We start from the raw sequence: 25,684 nt of genomic DNA on the forward strand, positions 1-25,684 counted from the left end.
GCCTCGTTCCGGGTGTGACATTCCGGTCCTCACGTTGCCTCTCTCTGGTCCATGGCGGGGAGATCTCCTGTGCAATGGGTGTGCCATGGCGGCACAAAGGGACGGATCCCTGCCTGTTTCCCCGCAGTTCAACACATCAGAGCACCATAACGGGCCGCAATGAGGTATCTTATGCCCCGATTTCATCCATCAAACGGATAAGAGACAACACATGATCATCAAACCCAAGGTTCGCGGCTTTATCTGCACCACCACCCACCCGGTCGGTTGTGAAGCCAATGTTCGTCGCCAGATCGCTTACACCCAAGCCAAGGGCGCCATCGAGAATGGCCCCAAGAAGGTGCTGGTGATCGGCGCGTCCACCGGCTATGGTCTGGCCTCCCGCATTGCCGCAGCCTTCGGCAGCGGAGCTGCCACCATCGGTGTCTTCTTCGAAAAGCCGAGCTCCGAGACCAAGACGGGCTCCGCCGGCTGGTACAACTCCGCCGCCTTCGACAAGGCCGCCAAAGAGGCCGGCCTCTACGCCAAGAGCATCAATGGCGATGCCTTCTCCCACGAGTGCCGTGCCAAGGTGATCGAGCTCATCAAGCAGGATCTGGGTCAAATCGATCTGGTGGTTTATTCCCTGGCCTCTCCGGTGCGCAAGCTGCCGGACACCGGCGAAGTGGTGCGCTCAGCCCTCAAACCCATCGGCGAGGTCTACACCTCCACCGCCATCGACACCAACAAGGATCAGATCATCACCGCCACCGTCGAGCCGGCGAATGAGGAAGAGATCCAGAGCACCATCACCGTCATGGGCGGTCAGGACTGGGAACTGTGGATGGCTGCTCTGCGCGATGCGGGTGTGCTGGCTGACGGCGCCAAGTCCGTGGCCTACTCCTACATCGGTACCGACCTGACCTGGCCCATCTACTGGCATGGTACCCTGGGGCGCGCCAAGGAAGATCTGGACCGCGCCGCCACCGCCATCCGTGGCGATCTGGCCGCCAAGGGGGGGACCGCCCACGTGGCCGTGCTCAAATCCGTGGTGACCCAGGCCTCCTCTGCCATTCCCGTGATGCCGCTCTACATCTCCATGGCCTTCAAGATCATGAAGGAGAAGGGCATCCACGAGGGTTGCATGGAGCAGGTGGACCGCATGATGCGCACCCGCCTGTACGGCGCCGACATGGCGCTGGACGAGCAGGCCCGCATCCGCATGGATGACTGGGAACTGCGTGAAGACGTGCAGCAGACCTGCCGTGATCTCTGGCCCTCCATCACCACCGAGAACCTCAGTGAACTGACCGACTACACCGGCTACAAGCAGGAGTTCCTGCGCCTGTTCGGTTTCGGCCTGGACGAGGTGGACTACGATGCGGACGTGAATCCGGACGTGCAATTCGACGTGATCGAGCTGTAAGTCGGTCGTCAGCACAGACAGGGCCCTGCGGGGCCCTGTTTTTTTGCAGCAGGCTCAACCTGTTGCCTCAGGTTTATTATCCGCGATCACCTTTTTCCCCGAACAAACCCGCTAGGCTTGCGCTGTCCGGATCACAGACGGCACCGCCGAGGTACGAAAGTCATGACCACATCCCATGAGGCGCCCAAGAAGCGCCAGCTCCCCACGGTTTATACCCTGCTTTTCATCATCATCGCCCTGATGGCGGCCCTCACCTGGGTGCTGCCGGCGGGTAAATACAACTATCTGACGGCCAAGACCCAGCAGCCGGTGGCTGCGGCGGCCGTGGCCGACTACAGCGGTGACGAGCGATTGCTGCCGGTACCCGGCAGTTACACCGAGCTCCCCTCCCAACCCCAGGGGGTATTCGATGTGCTCAAGGCGCCCATCCAGGGCTTTCACAAGGCGGCGGACGTGGCACTGTTCGTGCTCATCATCGGCGGCTTTCTGGCGGTGACCATGCAAAGCGGGGCGCTGGATGCCGGGGTCGGGGCCATAGTGCGCACCTTCGCCGGGCGCGAGCGGCTGCTCATCCCGGTGCTGATCGCCCTGTTTGCTCTTGGTGGCTCCACCTTCGGCATGGCGGAGGAGACGGTGGCCTTCTGGGCACTCATCGTGCCGGTGATGATGGCGGCGGGCTTCGATCGCATGGTGGCAGCGGGGATCATCCTGCTCGGCTCCGGGGTCGGGGTGCTCGCCTCCACCGTCAATCCGTTTGCCACCGGCATCGCCTCCGGCTTTGCGGGTATCCCCATCGGTGAGGGGATAGGGCTGCGGGTCATCCAGTGGCTGCTGCTGGTGATCTTCGCCTCCTGGTTCGTGATGCGCTACGCCAGGCAGGTGCAGCAGGACAAGTCCCGCTCCGTGCTGGCCGATATCGTTTATGACGACGAGTTCTCCCAGATGAAGAGCGGCAACCTCGCCTTCAGCGGCAAGCAGAAACTCACCATGCTGGTCTTCTTCGGCACCTTCCTGCTGATGATCTATGCGGTGGTGCCCTGGTCCGATCTGGGCATCGATCTGTTGCCCACCCTGGGCTGGTGGTTCGACGAGCTTTCTACCCTCTTCTTCAGCGCCTCCATCCTGATTGCCCTCATCAACCGGATGCCGGAGTCCAACTACGTGGCGACCTTCCTGAACGGGGCGCGGGATCTCATCGGGGTTGCCCTGGTGGTAGCGGTGGCGCGCGGCATCTATGTGGTGATGGAGCACGGCGTCATCATCGACACCATACTGCACTGGGCCGAGGGGCTGGTGAGCGGGCTGTCGTCGTCGGTCTTCATCCTGATGGCCTATCTGGTGCATATCATCCTGAGCTTCTTCATTCCCTCCACCTCGGGGCTCGCGACCGTCTCCATGCCGTTGATGGGGCCGCTGGCGGACTTTTCCGGCATCTCGCGGGATCTGGTGATCACCGCCTATCAGTCCGCCTCCGGCTGGATCAACCTGTTTGCCCCCACCGCCGCTCACCTGGTGGCGGGGCTGGCGCTCGCCAGGATCCCCTACGATCGCTTCGTGCGCTGGGTGCTGCCCTTCATCATCGGGGTGGCCCTCATCACCATGGCGGTGCTGGTGGCCGGTGCCCTGCTCCACGGCTGATGGCGCGGATAGAAAACGACAGACAACAAAAAGGCTCCCGCGGGAGCCTTTTCCATGAGCCTTGCTTACTGCTTGTAGCCCTTGAGGAAGCGGGCGAGGCGACCGATGGCCTCTTCCAGCTCCTCTTCCCGGGGCAGGAATACCAGGCGGAAGTGATCCGGTGCCGGCCAGTTGAAGCCGGTGCCTTGCACCAGCAGGAGCTTCTCCTGCTGCAGCAGGTCGAACACCATCTTCTGGTCATCGCGAATGTCATACACCTTGGGGTCGAGGCGCGGGAACATGTAGAGCGCCCCTTTGGGCTTGACGCAGGAGACCCCGGGGATCTCGTTCAAAAGCTCCCAGGCTTTGTCCCGCTGGCGACGCAGGCGGCCCCCCGGCAGGATCAGCTCGTTGATGCTCTGGTAGCCCCCAAGGGCGGTCTGGATGGCGTGCTGCATGGGCACGTTGGCACACAGCCGCATGGAGGCCAGCATCTCCAGCCCCTCGATGTAACCCTTGGCGCGCCCCTTGGGCCCGGTGATGACCATCCAGCCCTGGCGGAAGCCACAGGCGCGGTAGGCCTTGGAGAGGCCGTTGAAGGTCACCACCATCACATCGTCGCACAGGGTGCAGACGCTGGTGTGGGAGATGTCGTCGTAGAGGATCTTGTCGTAAATTTCGTCGGCGAAAATGATGAGGTTGTGCTGGCGGGCGATCTCGATCACTTCAAGCAAAAACTCGCTGCCGTAGACGGCGCCGGTCGGGTTGTTGGGGTTGATCAGCACCAGGCCGCGGGTACGCGGGGTGATGCGGGCGCGGATGTCGTCCAGATCCGGGTACCAGTCAGCCCCTTCGTCACAGCGGTAGTGCACCGCATGGCCGCCGGAGAGGGTGACGGCCGCGGTCCAGAGCGGGTAGTCGGGGGAGGGCACCAGCATCTCGTCGCCGTTGTTGAGCAGCGCCTGCATCGCCATCACGATGAGCTCGCTCGCACCGTTGCCGATGTAGATGTCGTCGATGTCGACCTTGCGCATCCCTTTTTGCTGGTAATACTGCATCACCGCCTTGCGGGCGGAGAAGAGCCCCTTGGAGTCGCAGTAGCCCTGGCTCTGGGGCATGTTGAGGATCACATCCTTGATGATCTCCTCCGGTGCTTCGAAGCCAAACGGGGCCGGATTGCCGATGTTGAGCTTGATGATGCGGTGACCTTCGTCTTCGAGACGGCGAGCTTCTTTGTGCACCGGGCCGCGGATGTCATAGCAGACATCGTCGAGCTTGTGCGACTTGTCGATAGTGAACATGGTGAGCGTGATTCCTTCCCCGTGGGGCGCGTTGGCAGAAAAGCTGTTTTTAGTATCAAATTTCTCTGCCCCTATTCTTCACAGAATTGAATGCTAGAACAATCTAATTTATGGAATAAATCCCTGATATTTACCCCTGAAACAGGGTTGTTGAAATGTTAAATTCAGCATGATCGTTTGCCTCTCTTTGGTAGATCAGTGAAAGATGAGGGGCAGATTCATAAAGCAACATGAGTGTATTGAAATATCTCCCCCATCTGGCACGATTGGCTGGGGTAAAAAAGGCCCCGACCCGTCGATCTGCCAGGGGAGCACGCAGGCACGGGGGCTCATCTTCCCGCTCTCGAGGTTCACTCATGCAGGCACCCGCCACCGGTCGCTACCGCCATTTCAAGGGGGGCTATTACCAGGTTCTGGCCCTGGCCTTGAACACCGAAACCCAGGAGCAGCTGGTGATCTATCAATCCGAACAGGATGGTCAGGTCTATGCCCGCCCCGTCGCCATGTTCATGGAGTGGATTGAACATCAGGGACAGGTGGTGAGCCGCTTCACGCCGGTGGCCTGAGGCAGGTTTGGCGACATGAAAAAAGGCGCCAGAGGCGCCTTTTTTCATGGTGTCGGGGCTTACAGACCCAGATTGGCTCTGGCATAGGCCTCAAAATCGGTGCAGCCGCCGATGTGCTGCTCATCCAGGAAGATCTGCGGCACAGTGGTGACCGGCTTGCCCGCCTTGGCGGCGAGATCGTCCTTGGTCAGCCCGGCCACGTTGATATCCACGTAGCGGAACTCGAAGTCATCGCGCTCCTCGGTCAGTTGCTCGGCAATCTGCTTGGCACGCACGCAATAGGGGCAACCGGGACGACCAAAAATCTCTACAAACATCTTTTCTCTCCATTAAACAAGCCGTTGAAGAAGGCCATTGAGATGAGGCTGGGCACAGCATAGCCGTGGCGCCCTGTCAGTCAAAGCTGAAAATAGCGATGCTTACGTTCGCCATCTCCGATTGCGCCCGCTGCTGATGACGGCGCCAGCGCCCCTGTTTCGCCCCAAGGCCGGGGAATCGGGCCGCCTTGCCGGCAAGGCAGCCCGTCTATCACTGCTCGACGATCTGGATGGGTTGCTGCTGGTAGATGCTCTCCAGCACGCCTTTTTCGAAGACGGTCCAGGGCCAGGGCGCCTTGCTGGCGCGGTAGCGCTCGTGGGTCGCCGGATCCTGGGAGAGACCGCGCTGGAACATCACGAAGGCCTTGCGCTGGCCACCGGCGGTGTCGATGAAGCCGGCGAGGTTCGACGTACCTGTGATGGTACCGGTCTTGGCGTGCACCTTGTTCTTCATCATGGGAGCGGTGACGCTGCGTCGCCAGGCCAGGGTGCCGTCCACCTGGGAGCTTGGCAGCAGCTTGATGAAGTCGAGCTCGGCATCGTTCTTCTGGATGAAGTTCAGCACCGACAACATCTGGCGCGCGCTGATGAGATTGTGGGCGGAGAGGCCGGAGCCGTCGGCCAGGGTGGCGTTGCCAAGGTCAATGCCGTGCTTGGTCAGGATGGCGCGCACCGCCATGGTACCGCTGCGATAGCTTCCCGGCTTGTTGTAGTAGTGACGCCCCACGGTTTTGAGGAAGGTATCGGCGTAGAGGTTGTCGGACTTTTTCAACATCTTGGCGAGCATCACCGGCAGGGAGACAGAGTAGTGGGTCGCCAGGGTCTGGGCACCGACAGGGGCCTGATGGGTGACCCGCAGCAGGCCGTCGTGGCTGATCCCGGCGCGGTTCATGGCCCAGCGGATGTTGTCCCAGCCCCAGGCCTCCACGTCATGGATGGCAAAGCGCAGCCCTTGTGGCTCCTTGTTCGGGGTGATGCAGCCCTTGAGCTCGTAGAAGTTGCCCTTGGCCATCTCTACTTCCAGAGCGCAGAACTGACGCGCCATGTCGCCATAGCTCATCACCTCCACGTTGTCGGCGCCGATGCCGATGGGCACACCGGTGGCCACGTTGCCCACCGCAGGCTTGCCAATCTGGGTGGCGGTGATGGTGCCGTAGGCGCAGTTCTTGTCGATGATGACCGAGGAGACGGGAGCGGCGAAACAGAGGGTCTGATCCCCCCAGGACCAACCGTTGCCACGCTCATAGCCGTTGTAGGCACCGGTGTTGACATAGACGTTGCCCTGAATGCGGGTGACGCCCAACTGTTTGAACAGGGCGACCAGATCCATGCGCGACAGGGTCGGGTCGCCCACGAAGTTGATCCAGATGTCGCCGTTGATGGTGGTGCCCTGTTTGGCGCCGGGCTGGGCCTGGATGTCGGTGGCGAAGCGGAAGTCGGCACCGAGTTCGAGGCGGGCGGCGAGCGCGGTGAGCACCTTCATGGTGGAGGCGGGGGCTATCATGTCATCGGCGTGACGGGCAAATTCCACCCCGTTGTTGCCCTGTACGATGACGGCGTACTGGCCCCCCTTGGGCGGGGTCAGCGGGGCGGCCTGGGCCGCCAAAGAAAAGAGAGCACAAAAACCAATCAACAGCCGCTGCATAGGATCCTCTAACTGAACGAAAGGGCGGCATCAGAAACCGCCCCGATAATCAAAACGGGTGACTGCCGGGTATCGCCTGCCATGGGGTCAGGCCGGGGCGTTGGCAGTCCGGTAACGCCCCTCGTAATCGAATATTTTTTCCTTCACCTGCCAGAAGCGTCCCGACTTGCGGGCGATGACGAAATCCGGGTGACGGAACTGGTCTGCCGCGAGCATCACGCTCGCCAGGGTAGTGAATTCGGGCTCCAGGCCCGGGGCGGGCCAATGATGACGCACAAAGCGTTGTTGAAACAAGCGCTGTGCACCCCGGGAGTGAAAGGGGAAGTACTCCGTCAGGGTCAGGCCATCCTCGTCGTGGTAGGTCACCTCCAGCCGCTCCCCCTGCTTGCCGCGCCCGGCACTCAGGGTCAAACCGGCGCAGCGGATCACCATGCAGTCCTTGAGATTGAGGGCCTCCTTGAGCTTGTCGTCAGGGTCCACCAGCAGCTGGTCACAGCTCTGGCAGCGACGGGCGGCGATGTCGTTTTCAGCGCCGCAACCGGGGCAGATCTTGGCGCGAAAGCGGTAGTCGCACTCCTCGCGGTTGCCCTCGTCATCTTCAAACAGTCCCTGACAGCGGCGGCCGTAGTGCTCGATCACCTTGCCATCCTCGTCGGTCTTGCCCCAGAAGGTGTTGGCAAAGCCGCAGGCGGGGCAGGACACCTGAACCGGCTCTGTGCCGGCGTGGGGCCTGGGCTCCCCCACTTCGGGGGCAAACAGGTTGAAGTTGTTGCCTGCGTAGTCGAGCACCAGGCAATCGCTCTTGCCGGGTGAGAGGCGCAGGCCCCGTCCCACAATCTGCTGATAGAGCGACACCGATTCGGTGGGACGCAGCATCACGATAAGGTCGACGTGGGGGGCATCAAAACCGGTGGTGAGCACCGCCACGTTGACCAGAAACTTGAGCTCGCGCGCCTTGAAGGCACTGATTAGAGCGTCGCGCTCCGGTCCCGGCGTCTCGCCGGTGACGAGGGCGGCCTGCTGGCCTCTGGCATCGAGCAGGCCATGAATTTCCCGGGCATGCTCGACGGTGGCGGCGAAGATCATCACCCCCTGCCGGTCGGCCGCATACTCCAGCACCTGGCTCAGGATATGGGGGGTGACCCGCTCCTGTCGCCTGATCTCGCCGTTGAGCTGCGCCTCGCTGAACAGGCCGTTCTCCCGCGGCACCAGCTTGCTGAAGTCGTAGTGGACGATGGGGGCGTCCACCAGGCGCGGCGGGGTCAGGTAGCCGTTTTTCACCATGAAGCGCAGGGGCAGTTCGAACACGCAGTCACCAAAGAGCCGCTCGCCGTGGCACTTGACCATGCCGTGGTAGTGGCGCCGGTAGATCCAGCCCAGCCCGAGTCGATAGGGGGTGGCGGTGAGCCCGAGGATCTTGAGGGCCGGATTGGCGGCCTTGAGGTGGTCTATCACCTGATGGTACTGACTGTCGTCATCGAGCGAGACCCGGTGGCACTCGTCGATGATGAGCAGCGAAAAAGCGCCGTCGAAGGCATCCAGATTGCGCGCCACCGACTGCACCGAGCCAAACACTACCTGGGCGCTCGCCTCCTTGCGATCCAGCCCGGCGGCAAAGATGTCGGCCTTGAGCCCCCACGCCTCGTACTTGGCGTGGTTCTGCTCCACCAGCTCCTTGACGTGAGCCAGCACCAGCACCCGGCCACGGGCCTTGCGGGCCAGTTCGGCAATCACCAGGCTCTTGCCGGCCCCGGTGGGCAGCACCACCACGGCGGGATCCGGGTGTTTGCGAAAGTGGCTGATGACGGCGTTGACCGCGTCGGTTTGATAGGGTCTGAGAACGAACATGGGGAACGGCTGTGGCGCAAGGTGGCGCCATTATAGGGATCTTGCGGGGAAAATGCAGCGAGGGAGGCTCGCGCTGACAGGAAGCGGGCCGGCAGGATGCCGGCCCGTGCAGGTCAGGGACCTCAGTGGAAGGGGAACAGGTAGTTGAGCCAGCTACCCATGCGCATCAGGATCTTGCGCATGATGGCCACGTGGTGGAAGTGCTCGGTATAGATGGCGGCCTGACCGCTGGAACCCGCGATCACCTGGTAGTTTGCCCACTCGGGATCGGTGATCTCGAGCACGATGGGCAGGCGACCCGGTACCTGGGCCGAGGTCTGATCGATAAGACCCGCCTGTGCCTGGATATTGCCCGGTGCCATGGCCGGGATAACGGACTGCACCTTGGCCTTGAAGATGCGACCCGGGATGCCGTCGAGCACGACTTCGGCCTCGTCACCCGCCTTGAGCCGCTGCATGCTGTTCTGCCAGAACCAGCCGACATAGGCATTGGCATCTTCATGAATGAAGGTCATCACGGGGCGGAACATGAAGGGGGCGGCAATCATGCCCGGGCGCAATGCCAGTTGCACGACATGACCGTCACTCGGGGCGTAGACCACGGTCTGCTCCAGATCGTACTTGGCGATGTTGAGCTGGGCACTCAGGTCATTGAGGGTCGCTTTCTGCTGATCTATCTGGGCGACGATGTCATCCACGTTGGCCTGGGTGACGTCGAGGTCGCGCTGTTTGCCGATGCCCCGTCGCATCAGCTCCTGGGCGCGATCCCTGTCCAGGCTGGCGGAGCGCAGGCGGGCGTCCAGAGCCTTCAGAAAATCGGTGTTGGAGGCGAGGCGCGCCGTCAGGCTGGCGACCTTCTCCTTGAAGGGCTCAGCGTCGATGCGAAACAGCACATCCCCTTTCTTGACCGGCTGGTTGGGCTTGACCGGGACGTCGGTGACACGCCCCTTGACCAGGGGCACGACCGGGGTGGAGACATAATAGTTGCGAGCCAGCTCGGAATAGGGGTGGTTGTAGTTCATCAGCATGATGAGTGTGCCGATGATGATGACGCCACCCAGCACGGCGGTCGGCACGGTCCACTTGTTGAGCGGGATCTTGAAGATCTTGAAAATACCTATGCAGAGGGCCGTATAGGTGAGAATAAGTAGCAGGTCCATGGGGCGTTACCTATTTGTCGGTCTGTTCGAGCGTGGTCATGCGAGCCTGCAGTGCGGCCAGCTCCTCTTTGAGTGCGCTGATCTCGGTTTCGTCATGTTGTAGGCGTTGCGAGAAGCCCCAGCCGCGATCGGGGCGATAAATCGTGGCCCAGATCCAGAGGAAGGGCCAGAGCACGTGCAGGGTGAACAGGCTGACCCAGCCTGCCACGTGAATGGCGTCCTGGTGGGGGTGATTACGGTGCTTGGCAATTTCATATGGAATATCGTGAATGACGATAATGCCATAGAACATGACCAAGACGACAAACACCAGGATCCCCAGGGCAATGTAGTCAAGTACCATCGATTTCTCCCGTCTGAGTCGCTAACAATGCTTCGATTGTCGAGTCGAGGCTTCGGCAATAATGACAGCATATGCCGTCGGTGCAAGTCTGCAATCGGAGAGTTGGTGTGGCGGTACAGGCATGGTTCATCGGTTGCTCATTTAACACACAAAATTGATTTGGTTAGATAAAATCAAACAGCAATGGATGCCCGGGCAAGGTGAGAGGTGAACCTGATGAACGAATGGTGCAGTGGCAAAGGATGGCGGCTTGGCCTGTTGCTGATCTGCCTGTTGTGGTCCCGCCTCGGCTGGACCGCCGAACCCAGAATGGAACCCAATGAGCAGGAATTGGCACAGACCCTGGTCCTGCTTCATGAACCCATCGTCATGCTGACGGCTAAATATGGCAACCTGGATGGGGCGGCCAGGGTACGGCTGGCCCATGAGCGAGTTCAGCGGATGGAGCCAAGCGACCTCATGACGCCTGTGGCCGTGACGAAAGGCAGCCGACACGGCCAGGAGAGCCGGGAGTTTCTGGTCAATGGCAAGCGCATTCTGGTGCTGCTGGAAGGGGACCTTGATGAATTCGACGAGCTGACCCTGGATCAGGCGGCCGAGCGCGTCCGGCATCGGCTCGACGGCGTGCGCATCAAGTATCTCGAGCTGCACTCGACCCCCTATTTGCTCAGAGCCGTCGGCTTGGCGGTGGTGGCCAGCCTGATCTTCTTCGGCCTCATCTGGCTGTTGCAGCGGGGGCATCGGCGAGTCAGAAAGTGGCTGGCCAACCGCCTGTTGCTGCAGAAGGGGCTGGTCCCCCACTCCTGGCGCCAGGTCACCGGGAATGTCGAGGTCCGCTTGCTCGGCCTCATCACGCTGCTGCTCATCTTCATGCTCACCTATGGCTGGCTGACCTATGTGCTCGGCCTGTTCCCCCAGACCCGGGCCTGGAGCTATCAGCTTGGGGAATCCCTGTTTGCCCTGTGTGGCGACATGCTGGAAGGCATGATTGCCGCCATGCCCGGTCTGGTAACCGTGCTGCTTATCGTGGTCATCACCCGTTTCTTCATCAAGATGCTGGCCATCCTCTTCGACCGCATCGAGCGTGGCCAGTTCCGGGTGCAGGGTTTGCACGCCGAAACCATAGGCGCCACCCGGCGACTGCTGTCAGTGGTGATCTGGCTGTTTGCCCTGACCGTGGCCTACCCCTATCTGCCGGGGGCGGATTCCGATGCCTTCAAGGGGATCAGCGTCTTCTTCGGTCTGATGGTGACACTGGGATCGGCCGGTATCATGAACCATGCCATGAGCGGCCTGGTGCTCATCTACTCCCGCGCACTGCGGCCAGGGGATCTGGTGCAGATCGGCGAGGTGGAGGGGATGGTGAGCGAGCTCAATGCCCTCTCGACCAAGCTGGTGACGCGCCAGGATCACGAGGTCACGCTGCCTAATGCGGTGGTGGTGGGTGGCAAGGTGGTGAACCTGACACGGCTGGCGGGCGAGAAGGGGGTGGCCCTGTTGACCAAGGTGACTATCGGTTATGACACCCCCTGGCGTCAGGTACATGCCATGCTGGAGCTGGCGGCGAGGCGCTGCACCCGGCTCAATCAGGATGAAGCTCCCCTGGTGCGGCAGTTGAATCTGCAGGATTGGTATGTGGAGTACGAGTTGCAGGTGAGGATGAAGGCAAGCGAACTCCCTGCGGTGGTCAAGACGGAGCTCCATGGCCATATTCAGGATGTCTTCAACGAGTTCGGGGTGCAGATCATGTCCCCCAACTTCATTGCCCAGCCGGAGCAGGCTGTGCTGGTGGCCAGGGAGCAGTGGTATCAGGCGCCGGCCCGGGCGCCCGATCCCGCCGAGCCCCCCGTCAGGGAGTGACCACAAAAAGCAGAGGCCCGGCAGCAATGCCGGGCCTCTTGTCATGAAGAGAAGCTGATGCCTCAGCTCTCCTTGGCCTCTCTCAGTTGGGAGGGCCTGAATTTCACCAGGAAGGCGAGGGTGATGAGGGCAGTGCTCACCAGACCGATGATGGTGGAAACATTCATCTCGAGGCCGAAACCGATGGGGGCGTTGGCCAGGTAGGTGATGACCACTGCGGTCATGAAGATGGCGGGAATGGTGCATACCCAGTGCAGCTTGCCTTCCTTGATGAGGTAGGCGGCCGCAGCCCACAGCATGATGACGGCGGTGGTCTGGTTGGCCCAGCCGAAGTAGCGCCAGATCACCCCGAACTCGGCCTTGGAGATGATGAAGCCCAGGATGAACATGGGGATGGCGATGAGCAGACGCTTGGCCATGGGCTTCTGGGTCAGGTTAAGGAAGTCCGCCACGATGAGGCGGGCGCTGCGAAACGCGGTGTCACCGGAGGTGATGGGCAGGATCACCACGCCGAGGATGGCCAGGATGCCGCCCACGGTACCTAGCAGGCTGGTGGAGACTTCGTGCACCACGGCAGAGGGGCCGCCGCTGGCCAGGGTGGCGTTGAGCGCCTCGGTGCTGTCGTAGAAGGAGAGACCCAGGGTGCACCAGATGAGGGCGATGATCCCTTCCCCTATCATGGCTCCGTAGAAGATGAAGCGACCGGAGCTCTCGTTCTGCATGCAGCGCGCCATCAGCGGAGACTGGGTGGCGTGGAAACCGGAGACGGCACCACAGGCGATGGTGATAAACAGCAGCGGCCAGAGCGGCAGATCCGTCGGGTGCAGGTTGGAGAAGTCCATCCCGGTGTTGTAGAAGCCCTTGCCGGAGACGATGAGGCCGATGATGAGGCCGACCGACATGAAGACCAGCAGCGCGCCGAAGATGGGGTAGAAGCGGCCGATGATCTTGTCGATGGGGACGATGGTCGCGAGGATGTAGTAGGCGAAGATGGCCGCAATCCAGTAGACCAGATCGGTGGAGGTGAGGTTGGCGAGCAGGCCCGCCGGGCTCAGGACGAAGACCACGCCCACCAGCATCAGGAGCACCACGGCAAAGAGGTTCATGAAGTGCTTGGCGGCGGTGCCCAGGTGCTCACCGACCACGGTCGGCACCGAGGCGCCCCTGGCGCGTACCGACAGCATGCCGGAGAAGTAGTCGTGGACCGCACCTGCGAAGATGCAGCCAAAGACGATCCAGAGCATGGCGACCGGACCATAGAGGGCACCCAGGATGGGGCCGAAGATGGGGCCGACGCCGGCGATGTTGAGCAGTTGAACCAGGTAGACCTTCTTGTCCGACATGGGGACATAGTCCACTCCGTCCGCCATGGTGATGGCGGGGGTCTTCAACTCGGGTTTGGGCCCGAATATCCGTTCGATGAATTTGCCGTATACGAAGTAGCCGGCTATCAACAAGCCGACACAGAGGAAGAACCAGATCATTGCTACGCTCCTGCTTTGTTATTTTTTGGTGTGCGCAGCCAGTGTAGGGGGGACTTCTGTTAACGGCAGGTGAAAGAGGGTGAGCGGCGACATGGCGACCCGAGCGGTTGCCCGCTGTGATCCGGCGCACATCGCGCCCCGTTTTATTCCAGTCCCAGCTCGTCTTTGAGCTCCTTGAGGTAGCGGCGGCTGACCGGTACCCGGGCCCCGCTCGGGGTCACGATCTCCGCCAGTTGATTCTCCAGCAGCCGGATTTCGAAGATGGCGGCCGGGGCTACCAGATACTGGCGGTGACAGCGCAGCAGCGGGGTCTTCTCCTCCAGGGACTTGAGGGTGAGCTGGGTGTGAAACAGCTCGCCCTGGCAGGCGACATGGACACCGCCGAGATCGGAGAAGGCGTACTCCACCTGGGAGGTTGGGAGCAGCCGCACCCGGTTGTGCAGGTATCCGGGGATATGGTGGATGGTCGGGGCCAGGGTCCCGACCGGTTGCGGGGTGATGTCCTGCCTGAGCCGCGCCAGGGTCTTGGCGAGGCGCGCCGGCTCCACCGGCTTGAGCAGGTAGTCGAAGGCGTTCTCCTCGAACGCCTGGATGGCGTAGTCGTCGAACGCGGTGACAAAGACGATGCGGGGCAGGGGATCGAGCATGGCCACCAGCTCCATGCCGCTCAGCTTGGGCATCTGGATATCGAGAAACACCACATCCGGCTTGAGTTGCTGGATGAGGCCGAGCGCCTCGATGGCGTTGCCCGCCATGCCCAGGATCTCGATGTCGGGATCGCTGGCCAGCAGCTCTGCCAGCTCCTCGCGGGCATAGGGCTCGTCATCGACGATCAGGGTGCGGATCATGTCATCTCCTTGGCGGTGGTGCGGGGTTGTCGTGGGAGCGTCAGGGAGACCCGGGTCCATTGCTCTGGCTCCCACTGGACGTCAATGCCATAGCGCTCGCCAAAGGCACTCTTGAGGCGCTTGTCCACCAGGCTCATCCCCAGACCATCCCCCTGGCCGGATGGTTGCCAGGCCCCGGCGTTGTCTTCGACGCAAAGGGTGATCGCCTCGGGGGTCTCCCTCGCGAAGAGGCGAAGTCGCCCCTCTCCCAGCAGGGAGCAGATGCCGTGCTTGATGGCATTCTCGATGAGGGGCTGCAGGGTGAAGCTCGGCAGTTGCACCTCGGCAAGGTGGAACGGGATCTCGTTGATGACGGTGAGCCGCTCGCCAAAGCGGGCCTGCTCTATCTCCAGGTAGGAGAGGCAGTGCTCCTGCTCCTCACGCAGCGTGGTCAGGCCGCTCTGGCGCTTGAGGTTGTTGCGAAAGAAGCGGGAGAGGTGCAGCAGCAGCTCCCGTGCCCGTCCCGGATCGCGGCGGGTAATGGCGCTGATGGTGTTGAGGGTGTTGAACAGGAAGTGGGGGTTTATCTGTGCCTGCACCAGCTTGAGCTCGGATTGCACCAGCAGGCGCTGCTGCTGCTCCAGGCGGCCTGCCAGCAGTTGCTGGGACAACAGGTTGGCGATCCCTTCTCCCAGGGTGTGATTGATCTTGAGGAAGAGCCGCTTCTTTGGCTCATAGAGCTTGATGGTGCCGATCACCCCCTCGTCACCCTGCAGGGGGATCACCAGCACGGAGCCGAGCTGGCACTGGGGGGAGATGCTGCAACGATAGGGCTGGCTGTTGCCATCGGCGAACAGCACCTTGTTCTGGGCGATGGCTTGCAGGGTGATCGCCGAGGTGATGGGAGTGCCCGGCTTGTGGTGATCTTCCCCGGTGCCGATGAAGGCGAGGATTTTGTCGGTGTCCGTGATGGCGACGGCGCCGACGCCGGTCTCTTCCTGAACGATATGGGCTATCTTGCCGCTGGCCTCCGGAGTGAACCCCTGGCTCATGATGCCGACGGTGCGGTTGGCGATGGTGAGCGCCTTGGCGGAGAAGACTCGGGAGAACTTTTCGTACATCCGCTGCTGATCGCGGATCATGCTGATGAAGAGCGCCGCCCCGCAGGAGTTGGCGAGGATCATGGGGGTAGCGATGGTGCGCACCAGCAGCAGGGACTTGTCGAAGGGGGTGGCGACCAGCAGGATGATCACCATCTGCATGATCTCGGCCACGAAGGTGGTAAAGAAGGCGACCCTGGGGGCAAAGAGGTCATTGACCCTGCCTGCCCGCATCAGCCGCCAGTGGACCAGCCCCCCCAACAAGCCTTCGCAGGTGGTGGAGATGGCGCAGGCGAGATCGGTGAATCCCCCCAGGGTATAGCGGTGCAGGCCGCCGGTCAGCCCCACCAGGCATCCCACCAGAGGGCCGCCCAGTAGTCCCCCCAGTACGGCACCGACCGCCCGGGTGTTGGCGATGGCGTCATCGATGTCGAGGCCCACATAGGTTCCCAGGATGCAAAAGCAGGAGAAGATGACATAGATGAGCACCTTGTGGGGCAGCCTGACGGAGTAGTTGGCCAGGGGACGCAACAGGGGGCTCTTGGAAAAAAGGTAGGCGATGACCAGGCTGACACTCATCTGCTGGAGCAGAGAGAGGACTAGTTGCATAAAAAAGCTTCCTCAAACACCACGCCGGAGCCGGGCGTTGTCATGACGCAGGGTGAGCCTGAGCCCGTCCTGATGCGGGCTGCGGGCTGAACGCTGCGGCAGTTTGCCAGAATGGAAAAATAAAACCATATAAAATCAGCACGTTAAATTGATATTTGTGTAATCGGTGCCCGCTTGATATTGCTGATGCGAGCATGAAGGTATCCACCGGATACGCCACACGGAGGTGGCATGCTCCGCCCGGCCATCGGCTGGGCGTTTTTTATCCAGCTCCAATGGTGGACGATTTCGAGGGGACCTGAGCAATTATTCAGGTTTGTCCAATGAGTTATCCCCAGCTTCTGGGGATAACTCAGAAGGCGAAATAGTAACAGACCCGCCGACCCAGACCGAAAAAGGCGCGTTGCGCGTCGTCCAGCTCTTCCTGTCTGAGGGTGGCGACGATGCTTCGCGTATCTTCCCGCAGATCGATCATGACCACCCCTTCCGGTCGCTGTCCCTTGAGGTAGGGCAGCACCTTGGGTCTGAGGGGCATGCTGGGCTCGGTGGAGAGCACCAGGGCCAGGGCATCGTCATCCAGGCGCACCAGGGAACCCGGCGGATAGACCCCCAGCACTTTTATCAGCAACCTGACCTGGGTTTGCTCGAACTTCTTCTGGGAGAGCTTGTAGAGCTGGCCGATCACCTGGCTGGGTCCCGGTGGGTTGAGGCCGCTGCGCGGGTGAAGCAGCTCGTCATAGTGGTCCACCAGCCCGATGAGGCGGGCGAGGGGGGGGATCTTGTCGCCCTTGATCCCGAGGGGAAAACCGCTGCCATCGAGGCGTTCGTGATGCAGGTAGGCCACCTCGCGGATCCTGGGTTCGAAAGCCTGCAACTGGTTGAGCATCTCCAGTCCGTACTGGGGGTGCATGTTGAGGAAATTCTGCTCCGCCTTGCTGAGCTCCCCCCGCTTCTGGATGATCTGGCTCGGGATCCTGAGCTCGCCGATGTCGTGGAGCAGGCCCGCCAGACCGGTCTCCTCGATCTCGACGGGATTCATGCCAAGCTCCCGTGCCATCAACATGGCGATGAATGCCACGCTCAGGCTGTGTTGCAGCAGGGTATCCGTGTTCTGGCTGCGGATGAGGTGCAGACCGAGCGGTCCCTGGTGTTCTGCCAGACGGGCGGCGGTGCTGCGCACTATCTGTGCGGTATTGGCCAGGCCTTCGTCCGGTTTGAGGTTGAGGGCGCCAAGGGCGTCGCGAAGATCTGACAGGGATTGACCGAACGCCTTGTCCGCGATGCGAAGGGAGCGCCTGAACGCCTTTTCGTCGAAGGTGGGGCCCTCAGAAGAGGGGGTGGTATCCCCGGTGTCGCTCATCTCAAGAGAGGGGACGGGTTCGGCCCGCAGCAGGGGCTCGACCGGCAGATCGCTCTTGTCGGGATCCACCATCAGCAGGGTCAGGTCGAGGTGGCGGATGATGTCGAGCTGTTGCTGGTCCTTGATTTTGAAGGCGTTGAACATGAAAGGGTGGCTCGTCCATCCCGTGGGAAGATGGATGTAGTGGCCGACTCTCAACTGCTCGATGGAGGCCTGTATCAGCGCCATGGACTAGCTCTTCTGTCGAATTTGCCTATCAACAAGCTAGCAAAATTAAACAGATAGACAAACAAAAAAGCCCGCGCATGTGCGCGGGCTCTTGTCATCCGTGGCGTTTATCAGGCCTTGGATTTTTTCTTGTTGTCCACCTTGGCGTCGACCTTGGCTGCAACCGGGGCGGCAGCAGGGGCTTCCTCGATGAAGGGACGGCCGTAGTAGGTGTCCATCAGGATGGCTTTCAGCTCGGTGATCAGCGGGTAGCGCGGGTTGGCGCCGGTGCACTGGTCATCGAAGGCTTCCAGCGCCAGCTGGTCTACCTTGGCCAGGAAGTCCGCTTCGTTCACGCCGGCTTCGCGGATGGAGGCCGGGATCCCCAGGGTAGCCTTCAGCTCGTCCAGCCAGGTCAGCAGCTTCTCGATCTTGGCGGCGGTACGGTCACCGGCAGCGGTCAGGCCCAGGTGGTCAGCTACTTCGGCGTAGCGACGGCGAGCCTGCGGACGGTCGTACTGGGAGAACGCGGTCTGCTTGGTCGGGTTGTCGTTCGCGTTGTAGCGGATGACGTTGCTGATCAGCAGGGCGTTGGCCAGACCGTGGGGGATGTGGAACTCCGCACCCAGTTTGTGGGCCATGGAGTGGCACACACCCAGGAAGGCGTTGGCAAACGCGATACCGGCGATGGTGGCCGCGTTGTGCACCTTCTCGCGGGCAACCGGGTCGTTGGCGCCGTTGATGTAGCTGGAGGGCAGGTAGTCCTTCAGCAGTTTCAGGGCTTGCAGCGCCTGACCGTCGGAGTATTCGTTGGCCAGCACGGAGACATAGGCTTCCATGGCGTGGGTCACGGCGTCGATACCACCGAAGGCACACAAGGATTTGGGCATGCCCATTACCAGGTTGGCATCCACGATGGCCATGTTCGGGGTCAGCTCGTAGTCGGCCAGCGGGTACTTCATGCCGGTGGCGTCGTCGGTCACGACCGCAAACGGGGTCACTTCAGAACCGGTACCGGACGTGGTGGTGATGCAGACCAGCTCGGCCTTCACGCCCATTTTCGGGAACTTGTAGATACGCTTGCGGATGTCCATGAAGCGCATGGCCAGATCTTCGAACGCGGTGTCCGGGTGCTCGTACATGACCCACATGATCTTGGCCGCATCCATGGGTGAACCACCGCCCAGGGCGACGATCACGTCCGGCTTGAAGGAGTTCGCCATCTCGGCGCCCTTGCGTACCACGGACAGGGTGGGGTCGGCTTCCACTTCGTAGAAGATCTCCACTTCCATGTTCAGCTTCTTGAGCAGGCGAACCACTTCATCGGCATAGCCGTTGTTGAACAGGAAGCGGTCGGTCACCACCATGGCGCGCTTCTTGCCTTCCAGGTCGCCCAGGGCGATCGGCAGGGAACCACGACGGAAGTAGATGGATTTCGGAAGTTTGTGCCACAGCATATTTTCTGCCCGTTTTGCGACTGTCTTCTTGTTGATCAAGTGCTTGGGACCGACGTTCTCGGAGATGGAGTTACCACTCCAGGAGCCGCAACCCAGGGTCAGGGACGGGGCCAGCGCGAAGTTGTACAGGTCACCGATACCACCTTGGGTGGAGGGGGTGTTGATGAGGATACGGGCGGTCTTCATCTTGTCGCCGAAGTACTTGATGCGGTCGGCATTGCGATCCTGGTCGGTATAGAGACCGGAGGTGTGGCCGATACCACCGATGTTGACCATGTCGCAGGCCATTTCGACGGCTTCTTCGAAGTTCTTGGCACGGAACATACCCAGCGTCGGGGAGAGTTTCTCGTGAGCGAACTCGTCTTCCGCGCAGAGTTCCAGACCTTCACCGATGAGGATCTTGGTGGTGGCAGGCACGGTCACACCGGCCATGGCGGCGATCTTGGTAGCAGGCTGGCCCACGATGTCGGCGTTCAGGGCGCCGTTGATCAGCAGCACTTTACGCACCTTGTCCGCTTCGTCCTTGGAGAGGATGTAGCCGGCGTGGGTCGCGAAACGCTCCTTGACCTGGTTGTAGATGGAGTCGACTACGATAACAGCCTGCTCGGAGGCACAGACCACGCCGTTGTCGAATGTCTTGGACATCAGGATGGAGGCGACGGCACGCTTCACGTCGGCGGTTTCGTCGATGACGATGGGCACGTTGCCCGCACCCACGCCGATGGCGGGTTTGCCGGAGGAGTAGGCGGCCTTCACCATGCCCGGGCCACCGGTGGCCAGGATCAGGTTGATGTCGTCGTGACGCATCAGGGCGTTGGAGAGTTCGACGGAGGGTTGATCAATCCAGCCGATGATGTCTTTCGGCGCACCGGCAGCCACGGCAGCATCCAGTACCAGCTTGGCAGCGGTATTGGTGGAGTTCTTGGCGCGGGGGTGCGGGGAGAAGATGATGGCGTTGCGGGTCTTCAGGGAGATGAGTGCCTTGAAGATCGCGGTGGAAGTCGGGTTGGTGGTCGGTACGATACCGCAGATGATGCCTACCGGCTCGGCGATGGTGATGGTGCCCATCTCGTCATCTTCACTGAGGATGCCGCAGGTCTTCTCATCTTTGTAGGCGTTGTAGATGTATTCGGAGGCGAAGTGGTTCTTGATAACCTTGTCTTCGATGATACCCATACCGGATTCAGCCACGGCCATCTGGGCCAGGGGGATACGGGCGTTGCTGGCGGCCAGGGCGGCGGCACGGAAGACCTTGTCTACCTGCTCTTGCGAGAAGCTGGCGAATTGACGCTGTGCTTCTTTGACGCGGGCAACCAGTGCATCCAGTTCAGCCAAATTGGTTACTGCCATGTTTATCTCCTGATGATTTGAAAACTGTTTAGTAAGACCTTGGCAATGCCCGGCAATTATAGCCACCTTGTCAAGGCGAGAATCACCATAACGGGGTATTTACATGCCTTAGTAAACTGTTTTCTGGCTCGATTATAGGGTCGGGATGTGTCAGAAAAGATTGATCTGGATCATATGTAACAAAAGAACAAAAGAAATTCTGTTTCACCCCTTATCGCACCACTATGTTACGGGAGTGTGTCATCCTTTCTTGGCATCACGAGCTGCTGTCACGCGCCCTTGGAATATCTGCTCAGGGAAGGGGATCCGATGAATTCTCGCCTTGACCGGGATGGGGGGAGGCGGTATCGCCGTGATGGTGGCAGAACGTTCACTCCCCTGACGTTTCATTTATGTTGAGAAAGGGGTTGTTGTTTTCATCCAGTCGCCCTGGCGAAACAGCACATCTGGCGGTGGCAGCAAGCAGGTGTGGTGAGAAGCAAGGGTGCCATTTGCCGAAAATATCGTTTCTTGGCTGAGGGTTGATATAACGCGCTGCCATGGCACCCGGCGATGTTAATGGTGGCCTCTCTCCCTTAACAACCCGATATGTTGAATTATGTCGATACATTAGCGGAACTAACTAAAAAGCCCCGGTAAGGGTGAGATTATTTGATTGGAGAAGGGAAAAGCCATGGTGTAAATTTACGCGCAGTTTGGGGGCTGGCCCCTTGTGGCTCGTATTGGTTCTGGATGGCGCCTATGGCAGCAATAGACTTCTCTTTATACCTGAAATTTTTCGTCGGCCTGTTCGCGATCATCAACCCGCTGGGTCTGTTGCCGGTCTTTGTGAGCCTGACGGGCCACATGTCGCCGGAGGAGCGACGCAAGACCAACACCACCGCCCACATTGCCGTGATGATCATCCTGATGGTCTCCATGTGCATGGGACAGCTCATCCTCGACAGTTTCGGCATCTCCCTGGCGTCGTTTCGCATTGCCGGTGGCTCGCTGATCACCTTGATCGCATGGTCCATGCTGCAGGGCAAGCTGGGGGAGGTGAAGCACAACAAGCAGGAGAAGGGTGAACTGGCTGCGCGTGAATCCATTGCCGTGGTGCCCCTGGCTCTGCCGCTGATGGCCGGACCCGGTGCCATCTCCTCTTCCATCGTCTATGCCAGCCAGAAGACCCTGCCCCAGATGGCCGGCATGTTCGTGGTGGTGGTGGCGTTTGCCTGCTGTTCCTGGCTCATCTTCCGGGCTGCTCCCCTGCTGTTCAAGCTGATGGGCAACACCGGCATCAACGTGGTGACCCGTATCATGGGTCTCATCATGATGTCCCTTGGCATCGAGATCATCGTGGCGGGCATCAAGGGAGTCTTCCCCGGTCTGGTGTGAGCCAGGTCCGTTTTTGTCGGAGCCGGTCCTTGTGACCGGCTTTTTATTGTTTCTTTTTTGTTGGTCATTTCCTAGAATCGAGCGGCCTTGTACGAAAAATGACCGCTGCGGGATATTTAAATGCTGAATAAATGGTTTTAAGTTGTTTTTTTGACCATGAAAGCGGCCTGTTCCTGATGATATCTATTGCATTATCAGAATTGTCAGGGAATTATGCGGGCAGCGAGGTGTTTGTCTCGTGGATAACAAATGCATGGAATGTTCTTGTTGGAGTATGGAAATGACTCATAGAAAAACAATTATTAATACCCTTTTATTGACTGCACTTTTCGGTGGCGCCACCCTGGCTCACGCCGCCGATGTCCCCGCCGGTACCAAGCTTGCTCCCGAGCAAACCCTGGTGAAAGGCAATGGTTCCGAACCCGCCACCCTGGATCCCCAGAAAGTGGAAGGTACCCCCGAATCCAACGTATTGCGTGACCTGTTCGAAGGTCTCGTCTCCTCCGGCCCCAAGGGTGAGACCCTGCCCGGCGTCGCCGAGTCCTGGGAAACCAAGGACAACAAACATTACGTGTTCCACCTGCGCAAGGATGCCAAGTGGTCCAACGGGGATCCGGTCACCGCGCATGACTTCGTCTTTGCCTTCCAGCGCGCGGTGGATCCCAAGACGGCCTCTCCCTACTCCTGGTACATGGAGATCCCGACCATCGTCAACGCCTCCGACATCATCGCGGGCAAGAAGCCGGCCGACACCCTGGGCGTGAAGGCGGTGGACGATCACACCTTCGAGGTGCAGCTGGAGAAGGCGGTGCCTTACTTCGTCAGCATGCTCTCCCACACCACCACCTATCCGGTCCCGAAGAAGGTGATCGAGAAGTTCGGTGATAAGTGGACCCAGCCCGGCAACATGGTATCCAACGGCGCCTACGTGCTGAAGGACTGGGTGGTCAACGAGCGCGTCGACGTCGAGCGCAACCCCAACTACTGGAACAACGGCAAGACCGTCATCAACAAGGTGACCTACCTGCCCATCCAGTCCACCAACGCCGAGCTGAACCGCTATCTGGCTGGCGAAGTGGATCTGACCTACAACATGCCCATCGAACGCTTCAAGCAGATGAAGAAAGAGCTGCCGGACGAAGTAAAGGTCAGCGGCTATGTGGGCACCTACTACTACCAGTACAACTTCAAGCACAAGCCGTTTGACGATGTGCGGGTGCGTACCGCCCTCTCCTATGCCATCGATCGCAACGTGATCGCCGACAAGGTGATGGGCAAGGGCGAAACCCCGGGCTATACGCTCGTGCCTGACTTTGTAGATGGCTTCAAGCCGGTGGCGCCGGCCTGGTCCAAGCTGACCCAGGCAGAGCGCGATGCCAAGGCGAAAGAGCTGCTGACCGAAGCCGGTTACGGCCCGGGCAAGCCGCTCAAGTTCGAGCTGCTCTACAACACCGATGACAACCACAAAAAGGTGGCCGTGGCCGTCGCCTCCATGTGGAAGAAGCTCGGCGTGCAGGTGAGCCTGGTGAACCAGGAGTGGAAGACCTACCTGGAGACCAAGAAGCAGGGTAACTTCGACGTGGGCCGCGCCGGCTGGATTGCGGACTACAACGAAGCCTCCTCCATGCTGGATCTGATGCAGACCACCCACGGCAACAACGACGGCAAATACTCCAACCCGACGTTCGACAAGCTGATGAGCGAGTCCCGCAACCAGGTGGATGCCGAGGCGCGCAACAAGCTCTATGTCCAGGCCGAAGAGATCCTGGCCAAGGACATGCCGATCGCCCCCATCTATCAGTACGTGACCTCCCGCATGGTCAAGCCCTACGTGGGCGGCTACCCGGCCAACCCGCTGGACAACATCTACAGCAAAGACATGTACATCGTTGCTCACTGAGTAAAGAAACAAGTCGCATAACAAGCAGGGCCCGCCAGACGGCGGGCCTTTATTACAACCGCGACCCTTTGGAAGCAGTACAGGACAGGAAATGTCTATGTTGAAATTCATCCTTAAACGTCTACTGGAAGCGATCCCGACTCTGCTGGTCTTGATCACCGTCTCCTTCTTCATGATGCGCTTCGCCCCGGGTAACCCCTTTACCAGCGAACGCGCCCTGCCGCCGGAAGTCCTGGCCAACATCGAAGCCAAATATGGCCTGGACAAGCCCATCGGCATGCAATACCTCACTTACCTCGGCAACCTGGTCCAGGGGGATCTGGGGCCCTCCTTCAAATACAAGGACTTCACCGTCAATGATCTGGTGAGCCAGGCCCTGCCTGTCTCCGCCAAGATAGGCTCGGTCGCCTTCCTGCTGGCAGTGACCCTGGGGGTCACCTTCGGCACCATTGCGGCCCTGAAACAGAACACCCTCATCGACTACCTGTTGATGTCGTCGGCCATGGCCGGGGTGGTGATACCCGGCTTCGTGCTGGCACCGCTGCTGGTGCTCTTCTTCAGTATCTATCTGGGCTGGTTCCCGGCGGGGGGCTGGCAGGGGGGCGGCGCCCAGTTCATGGTACTGCCGGTGTTCGGCATGATGATGTACTACATCTCGGCCATCTCCCGCATCATGCGCGGCAGCATGATCGAGACCATGAACTCCAACTTCATCCGTACCGCCCGCGCCAAGGGGCTGCCGCTGCGCCACATCATCCTCAAGCACGCGCTGCGCCCGGCGATGCTGCCGGTGGTCTCCTACCTGGGACCGGCCTTCGTGGGCATCATCACCGGCTCCGTGGTCATCGAGACCATCTTCGGCCTGCCGGGGATTGGCCAGCTGTTCGTCAACGGTGCCCTCAACCGTGATTACTCCATGGTGCTCGGTCTGACCATTCTGGTCGGGGCGCTCACCATCACCTTTAACGCCGTGGTCGATATTCTCTATGCCGTCATCGATCCCAAGATCCGTTACTAAGCCGGGAGTACATCATGGTAGTCACAACTGAAAAGCGCGAAGCCGTCGAGGCGTTCGCCCAGAAAGTGGAAGTGGTGGAAGGACGCTCCCTGTGGAAGGATGCCCGTCGCCGTTTCCTGCGCAACAAGGCGGCCCTGACCAGCCTCATCATCCTGACCATCATCGGTCTGGCGGTGATCGTGGGGCCCCACCTGTCCCAGTACACGTTCGATGACCCGGACTGGGGGGCCATGCAGAGTGCCCCGGACATGGAGACCGGCCACTGGTTCGGCACCGACAGCCTGGGGCGCGACCTGTTCGTGCGTACCCTGCTCGGCGGACGCATCTCCCTGATGGTCGGCATCATGGGGGCCCTGGTCGCCGTCATCATCGGCACCCTCTACGGCGCCGCGTCCGGCTTCATCGGCGGTCGCGTCGACAGCCTGATGATGCGGGGGCTTGAGATCCTCAACGCCTTCCCCTTCATGTTCTTCGTGATCATGCTGGTGACCTTCTTCGGTCGCAACCTGGCCCTCATCTTTCTCGCCATCGGGGCGGTGAGCTGGCTCGACATGGCGCGGATCGTGCGCGGCCAGACCCTGAGTCTCAAGAGCAAGGAGTTCATCGAGGCGGCCCACGTCTGCGGCGTCTCCAAGTGGAAGATCATCACCCGTCATATCGTGCCCAACGTGCTCGGCATAGTGGCGGTTTACGCCACCCTGCTGGTGCCGGGGATGATCATGTTCGAATCCTTCCTGAGCTTCCTGGGTCTGGGCGTGCAAGAGCCCATGACCAGCTGGGGCGCCCTGCTGGATGAAGGCTCCAAGTCGATGGAAGTGGCCATCTGGCAACTCCTGTTCCCCGCCGGTTTCATGGTGGTGACCCTGTTCTGCTTCAACTTCCTCGGGGATGGTCTGCGTGATGCCCTGGATCCCAAGGATCGCTGATACCCAG

The 25,684-nt window shown here is 60.6% G+C and carries 19 protein-coding genes; 8 read left to right on the plus strand and 11 right to left on the minus strand.

Going from position 1 to position 25,684, the window contains the following annotated elements:
• The first annotated feature begins 211 nt into the window (after window positions 1–211).
• Window positions 212–1,405 carry an enoyl-ACP reductase FabV gene (gene fabV / locus ACVDHI_RS04305; protein ID WP_010674026.1) on the plus strand — a complete coding sequence of 398 codons (1,194 nt, stop codon included), beginning with the start codon at window positions 212–214 and terminating at the stop codon, window positions 1,403–1,405.
• Window positions 1,406–1,567: 162 nt separating this feature from the next.
• Window positions 1,568–3,043, plus strand: coding sequence for a YfcC family protein (locus ACVDHI_RS04310; RefSeq protein WP_324056939.1), 1,476 nt, complete (start codon window positions 1,568–1,570; stop codon window positions 3,041–3,043).
• A gap of 65 nt (window positions 3,044–3,108) precedes the next feature.
• Here ACVDHI_RS04310 and ACVDHI_RS04315 read toward each other — a convergent pair whose 3' ends face one another.
• On the minus strand, window positions 3,109–4,323 hold the full coding sequence (locus ACVDHI_RS04315) for a pyridoxal phosphate-dependent aminotransferase (protein WP_005302243.1): 1,215 nt from the start codon (window positions 4,321–4,323) through the stop codon (window positions 3,109–3,111).
• A gap of 356 nt (window positions 4,324–4,679) precedes the next feature.
• On the opposite strand from ACVDHI_RS04315, the gene ACVDHI_RS04320 reads away from it, so the two are divergent.
• Window positions 4,680–4,889: a DUF1653 domain-containing protein gene (locus ACVDHI_RS04320; protein WP_447211734.1), complete on the plus strand. Its 210-nt coding sequence runs from the start codon at window positions 4,680–4,682 to the stop codon at window positions 4,887–4,889.
• Between the two features lie 59 nt (window positions 4,890–4,948).
• Here the strand turns inward: ACVDHI_RS04320 and ACVDHI_RS04325 are convergent, their stop codons facing one another.
• From ACVDHI_RS04325 to ACVDHI_RS04345, 5 genes are all read right to left on the minus strand, one after another.
• Window positions 4,949–5,206: a GrxA family glutaredoxin gene (locus ACVDHI_RS04325; RefSeq protein WP_010674029.1), complete on the minus strand. Its 258-nt coding sequence runs from the start codon at window positions 5,204–5,206 to the stop codon at window positions 4,949–4,951.
• A 211-nt stretch (window positions 5,207–5,417) separates the two neighbouring features.
• Window positions 5,418–6,851, minus strand: coding sequence for a D-alanyl-D-alanine carboxypeptidase/D-alanyl-D-alanine endopeptidase (gene dacB / locus ACVDHI_RS04330; RefSeq protein ID WP_324063074.1), 1,434 nt, complete (start codon window positions 6,849–6,851; stop codon window positions 5,418–5,420).
• Between the two features lie 87 nt (window positions 6,852–6,938).
• Complete coding sequence (locus ACVDHI_RS04335; protein WP_447211735.1) at window positions 6,939–8,699, minus strand: DEAD/DEAH box helicase; 1,761 nt, start codon at window positions 8,697–8,699, stop codon at window positions 6,939–6,941.
• Window positions 8,700–8,821: 122 nt separating this feature from the next.
• On the minus strand, window positions 8,822–9,859 hold the full coding sequence (locus ACVDHI_RS04340; protein ID WP_041215427.1) for an HlyD family secretion protein: 1,038 nt from the start codon (window positions 9,857–9,859) through the stop codon (window positions 8,822–8,824).
• Between the two features lie 10 nt (window positions 9,860–9,869).
• Window positions 9,870–10,202, minus strand: a complete 333-nt coding sequence (locus ACVDHI_RS04345) for a DUF3302 domain-containing protein (protein ID WP_039038991.1) — start codon at window positions 10,200–10,202, stop codon at window positions 9,870–9,872.
• 216 nt (window positions 10,203–10,418) lie between these two features.
• On the opposite strand from ACVDHI_RS04345, the gene ACVDHI_RS04350 reads away from it, so the two are divergent.
• Entirely contained in the window at window positions 10,419–12,062 is a 1,644-nt protein-coding gene (locus ACVDHI_RS04350) for a mechanosensitive ion channel family protein (protein ID WP_041215426.1), read from the plus strand.
• Between the two features lie 62 nt (window positions 12,063–12,124).
• Here the strand turns inward: ACVDHI_RS04350 and ACVDHI_RS04355 are convergent, their stop codons facing one another.
• From ACVDHI_RS04355 to adhE, 5 genes are all read right to left on the minus strand, one after another.
• Window positions 12,125–13,546, minus strand: coding sequence for a carbon starvation CstA family protein (locus ACVDHI_RS04355; RefSeq protein ID WP_039038989.1), 1,422 nt, complete (start codon window positions 13,544–13,546; stop codon window positions 12,125–12,127).
• 143 nt (window positions 13,547–13,689) lie between these two features.
• On the minus strand, window positions 13,690–14,394 hold the full coding sequence (gene btsR / locus ACVDHI_RS04360) for a two-component system response regulator BtsR (protein WP_010674324.1): 705 nt from the start codon (window positions 14,392–14,394) through the stop codon (window positions 13,690–13,692).
• The gene (locus ACVDHI_RS04365; RefSeq protein WP_447211736.1) at window positions 14,391–16,082 is read right to left on the minus strand and encodes a LytS/YhcK type 5TM receptor domain-containing protein; all 1,692 of its coding nucleotides are present in this window, start codon (window positions 16,080–16,082) and stop codon (window positions 14,391–14,393) included. Before ACVDHI_RS04365 ends, btsR begins: the two co-directional genes overlap by 4 nt.
• Before the next feature lie 352 nt (window positions 16,083–16,434).
• Entirely contained in the window at window positions 16,435–17,670 is a 1,236-nt protein-coding gene (locus tag ACVDHI_RS04370) for an HD-GYP domain-containing protein (protein ID WP_447211737.1), read from the minus strand.
• Between the two features lie 110 nt (window positions 17,671–17,780).
• Complete coding sequence (gene adhE, locus ACVDHI_RS04375; RefSeq protein ID WP_042017218.1) at window positions 17,781–20,456, minus strand: bifunctional acetaldehyde-CoA/alcohol dehydrogenase; 2,676 nt, start codon at window positions 20,454–20,456, stop codon at window positions 17,781–17,783.
• A gap of 741 nt (window positions 20,457–21,197) precedes the next feature.
• Here adhE and ACVDHI_RS04380 point away from each other — a divergent pair.
• From ACVDHI_RS04380 to oppC, 4 genes are all read left to right on the plus strand, one after another.
• Window positions 21,198–21,833, plus strand: coding sequence for a YchE family NAAT transporter (locus tag ACVDHI_RS04380; RefSeq protein WP_010674328.1), 636 nt, complete (start codon window positions 21,198–21,200; stop codon window positions 21,831–21,833).
• A gap of 280 nt (window positions 21,834–22,113) precedes the next feature.
• Window positions 22,114–23,733 (plus strand): ABC transporter substrate-binding protein, encoded by a 1,620-nt coding sequence (locus tag ACVDHI_RS04385; RefSeq protein WP_447211738.1) that lies wholly within the window; start codon window positions 22,114–22,116, stop codon window positions 23,731–23,733.
• A gap of 97 nt (window positions 23,734–23,830) precedes the next feature.
• Window positions 23,831–24,751: an oligopeptide ABC transporter permease OppB gene (gene oppB, locus ACVDHI_RS04390; protein ID WP_010674330.1), complete on the plus strand. Its 921-nt coding sequence runs from the start codon at window positions 23,831–23,833 to the stop codon at window positions 24,749–24,751.
• Window positions 24,752–24,765: 14 nt separating this feature from the next.
• Window positions 24,766–25,677 (plus strand): oligopeptide ABC transporter permease OppC, encoded by a 912-nt coding sequence (oppC, locus tag ACVDHI_RS04395; RefSeq protein ID WP_447211739.1) that lies wholly within the window; start codon window positions 24,766–24,768, stop codon window positions 25,675–25,677.
• The last annotated feature ends 7 nt before the right edge of the window (window positions 25,678–25,684 follow it).

The organism is Aeromonas sp. 25-248, from assembly GCF_053005425.1.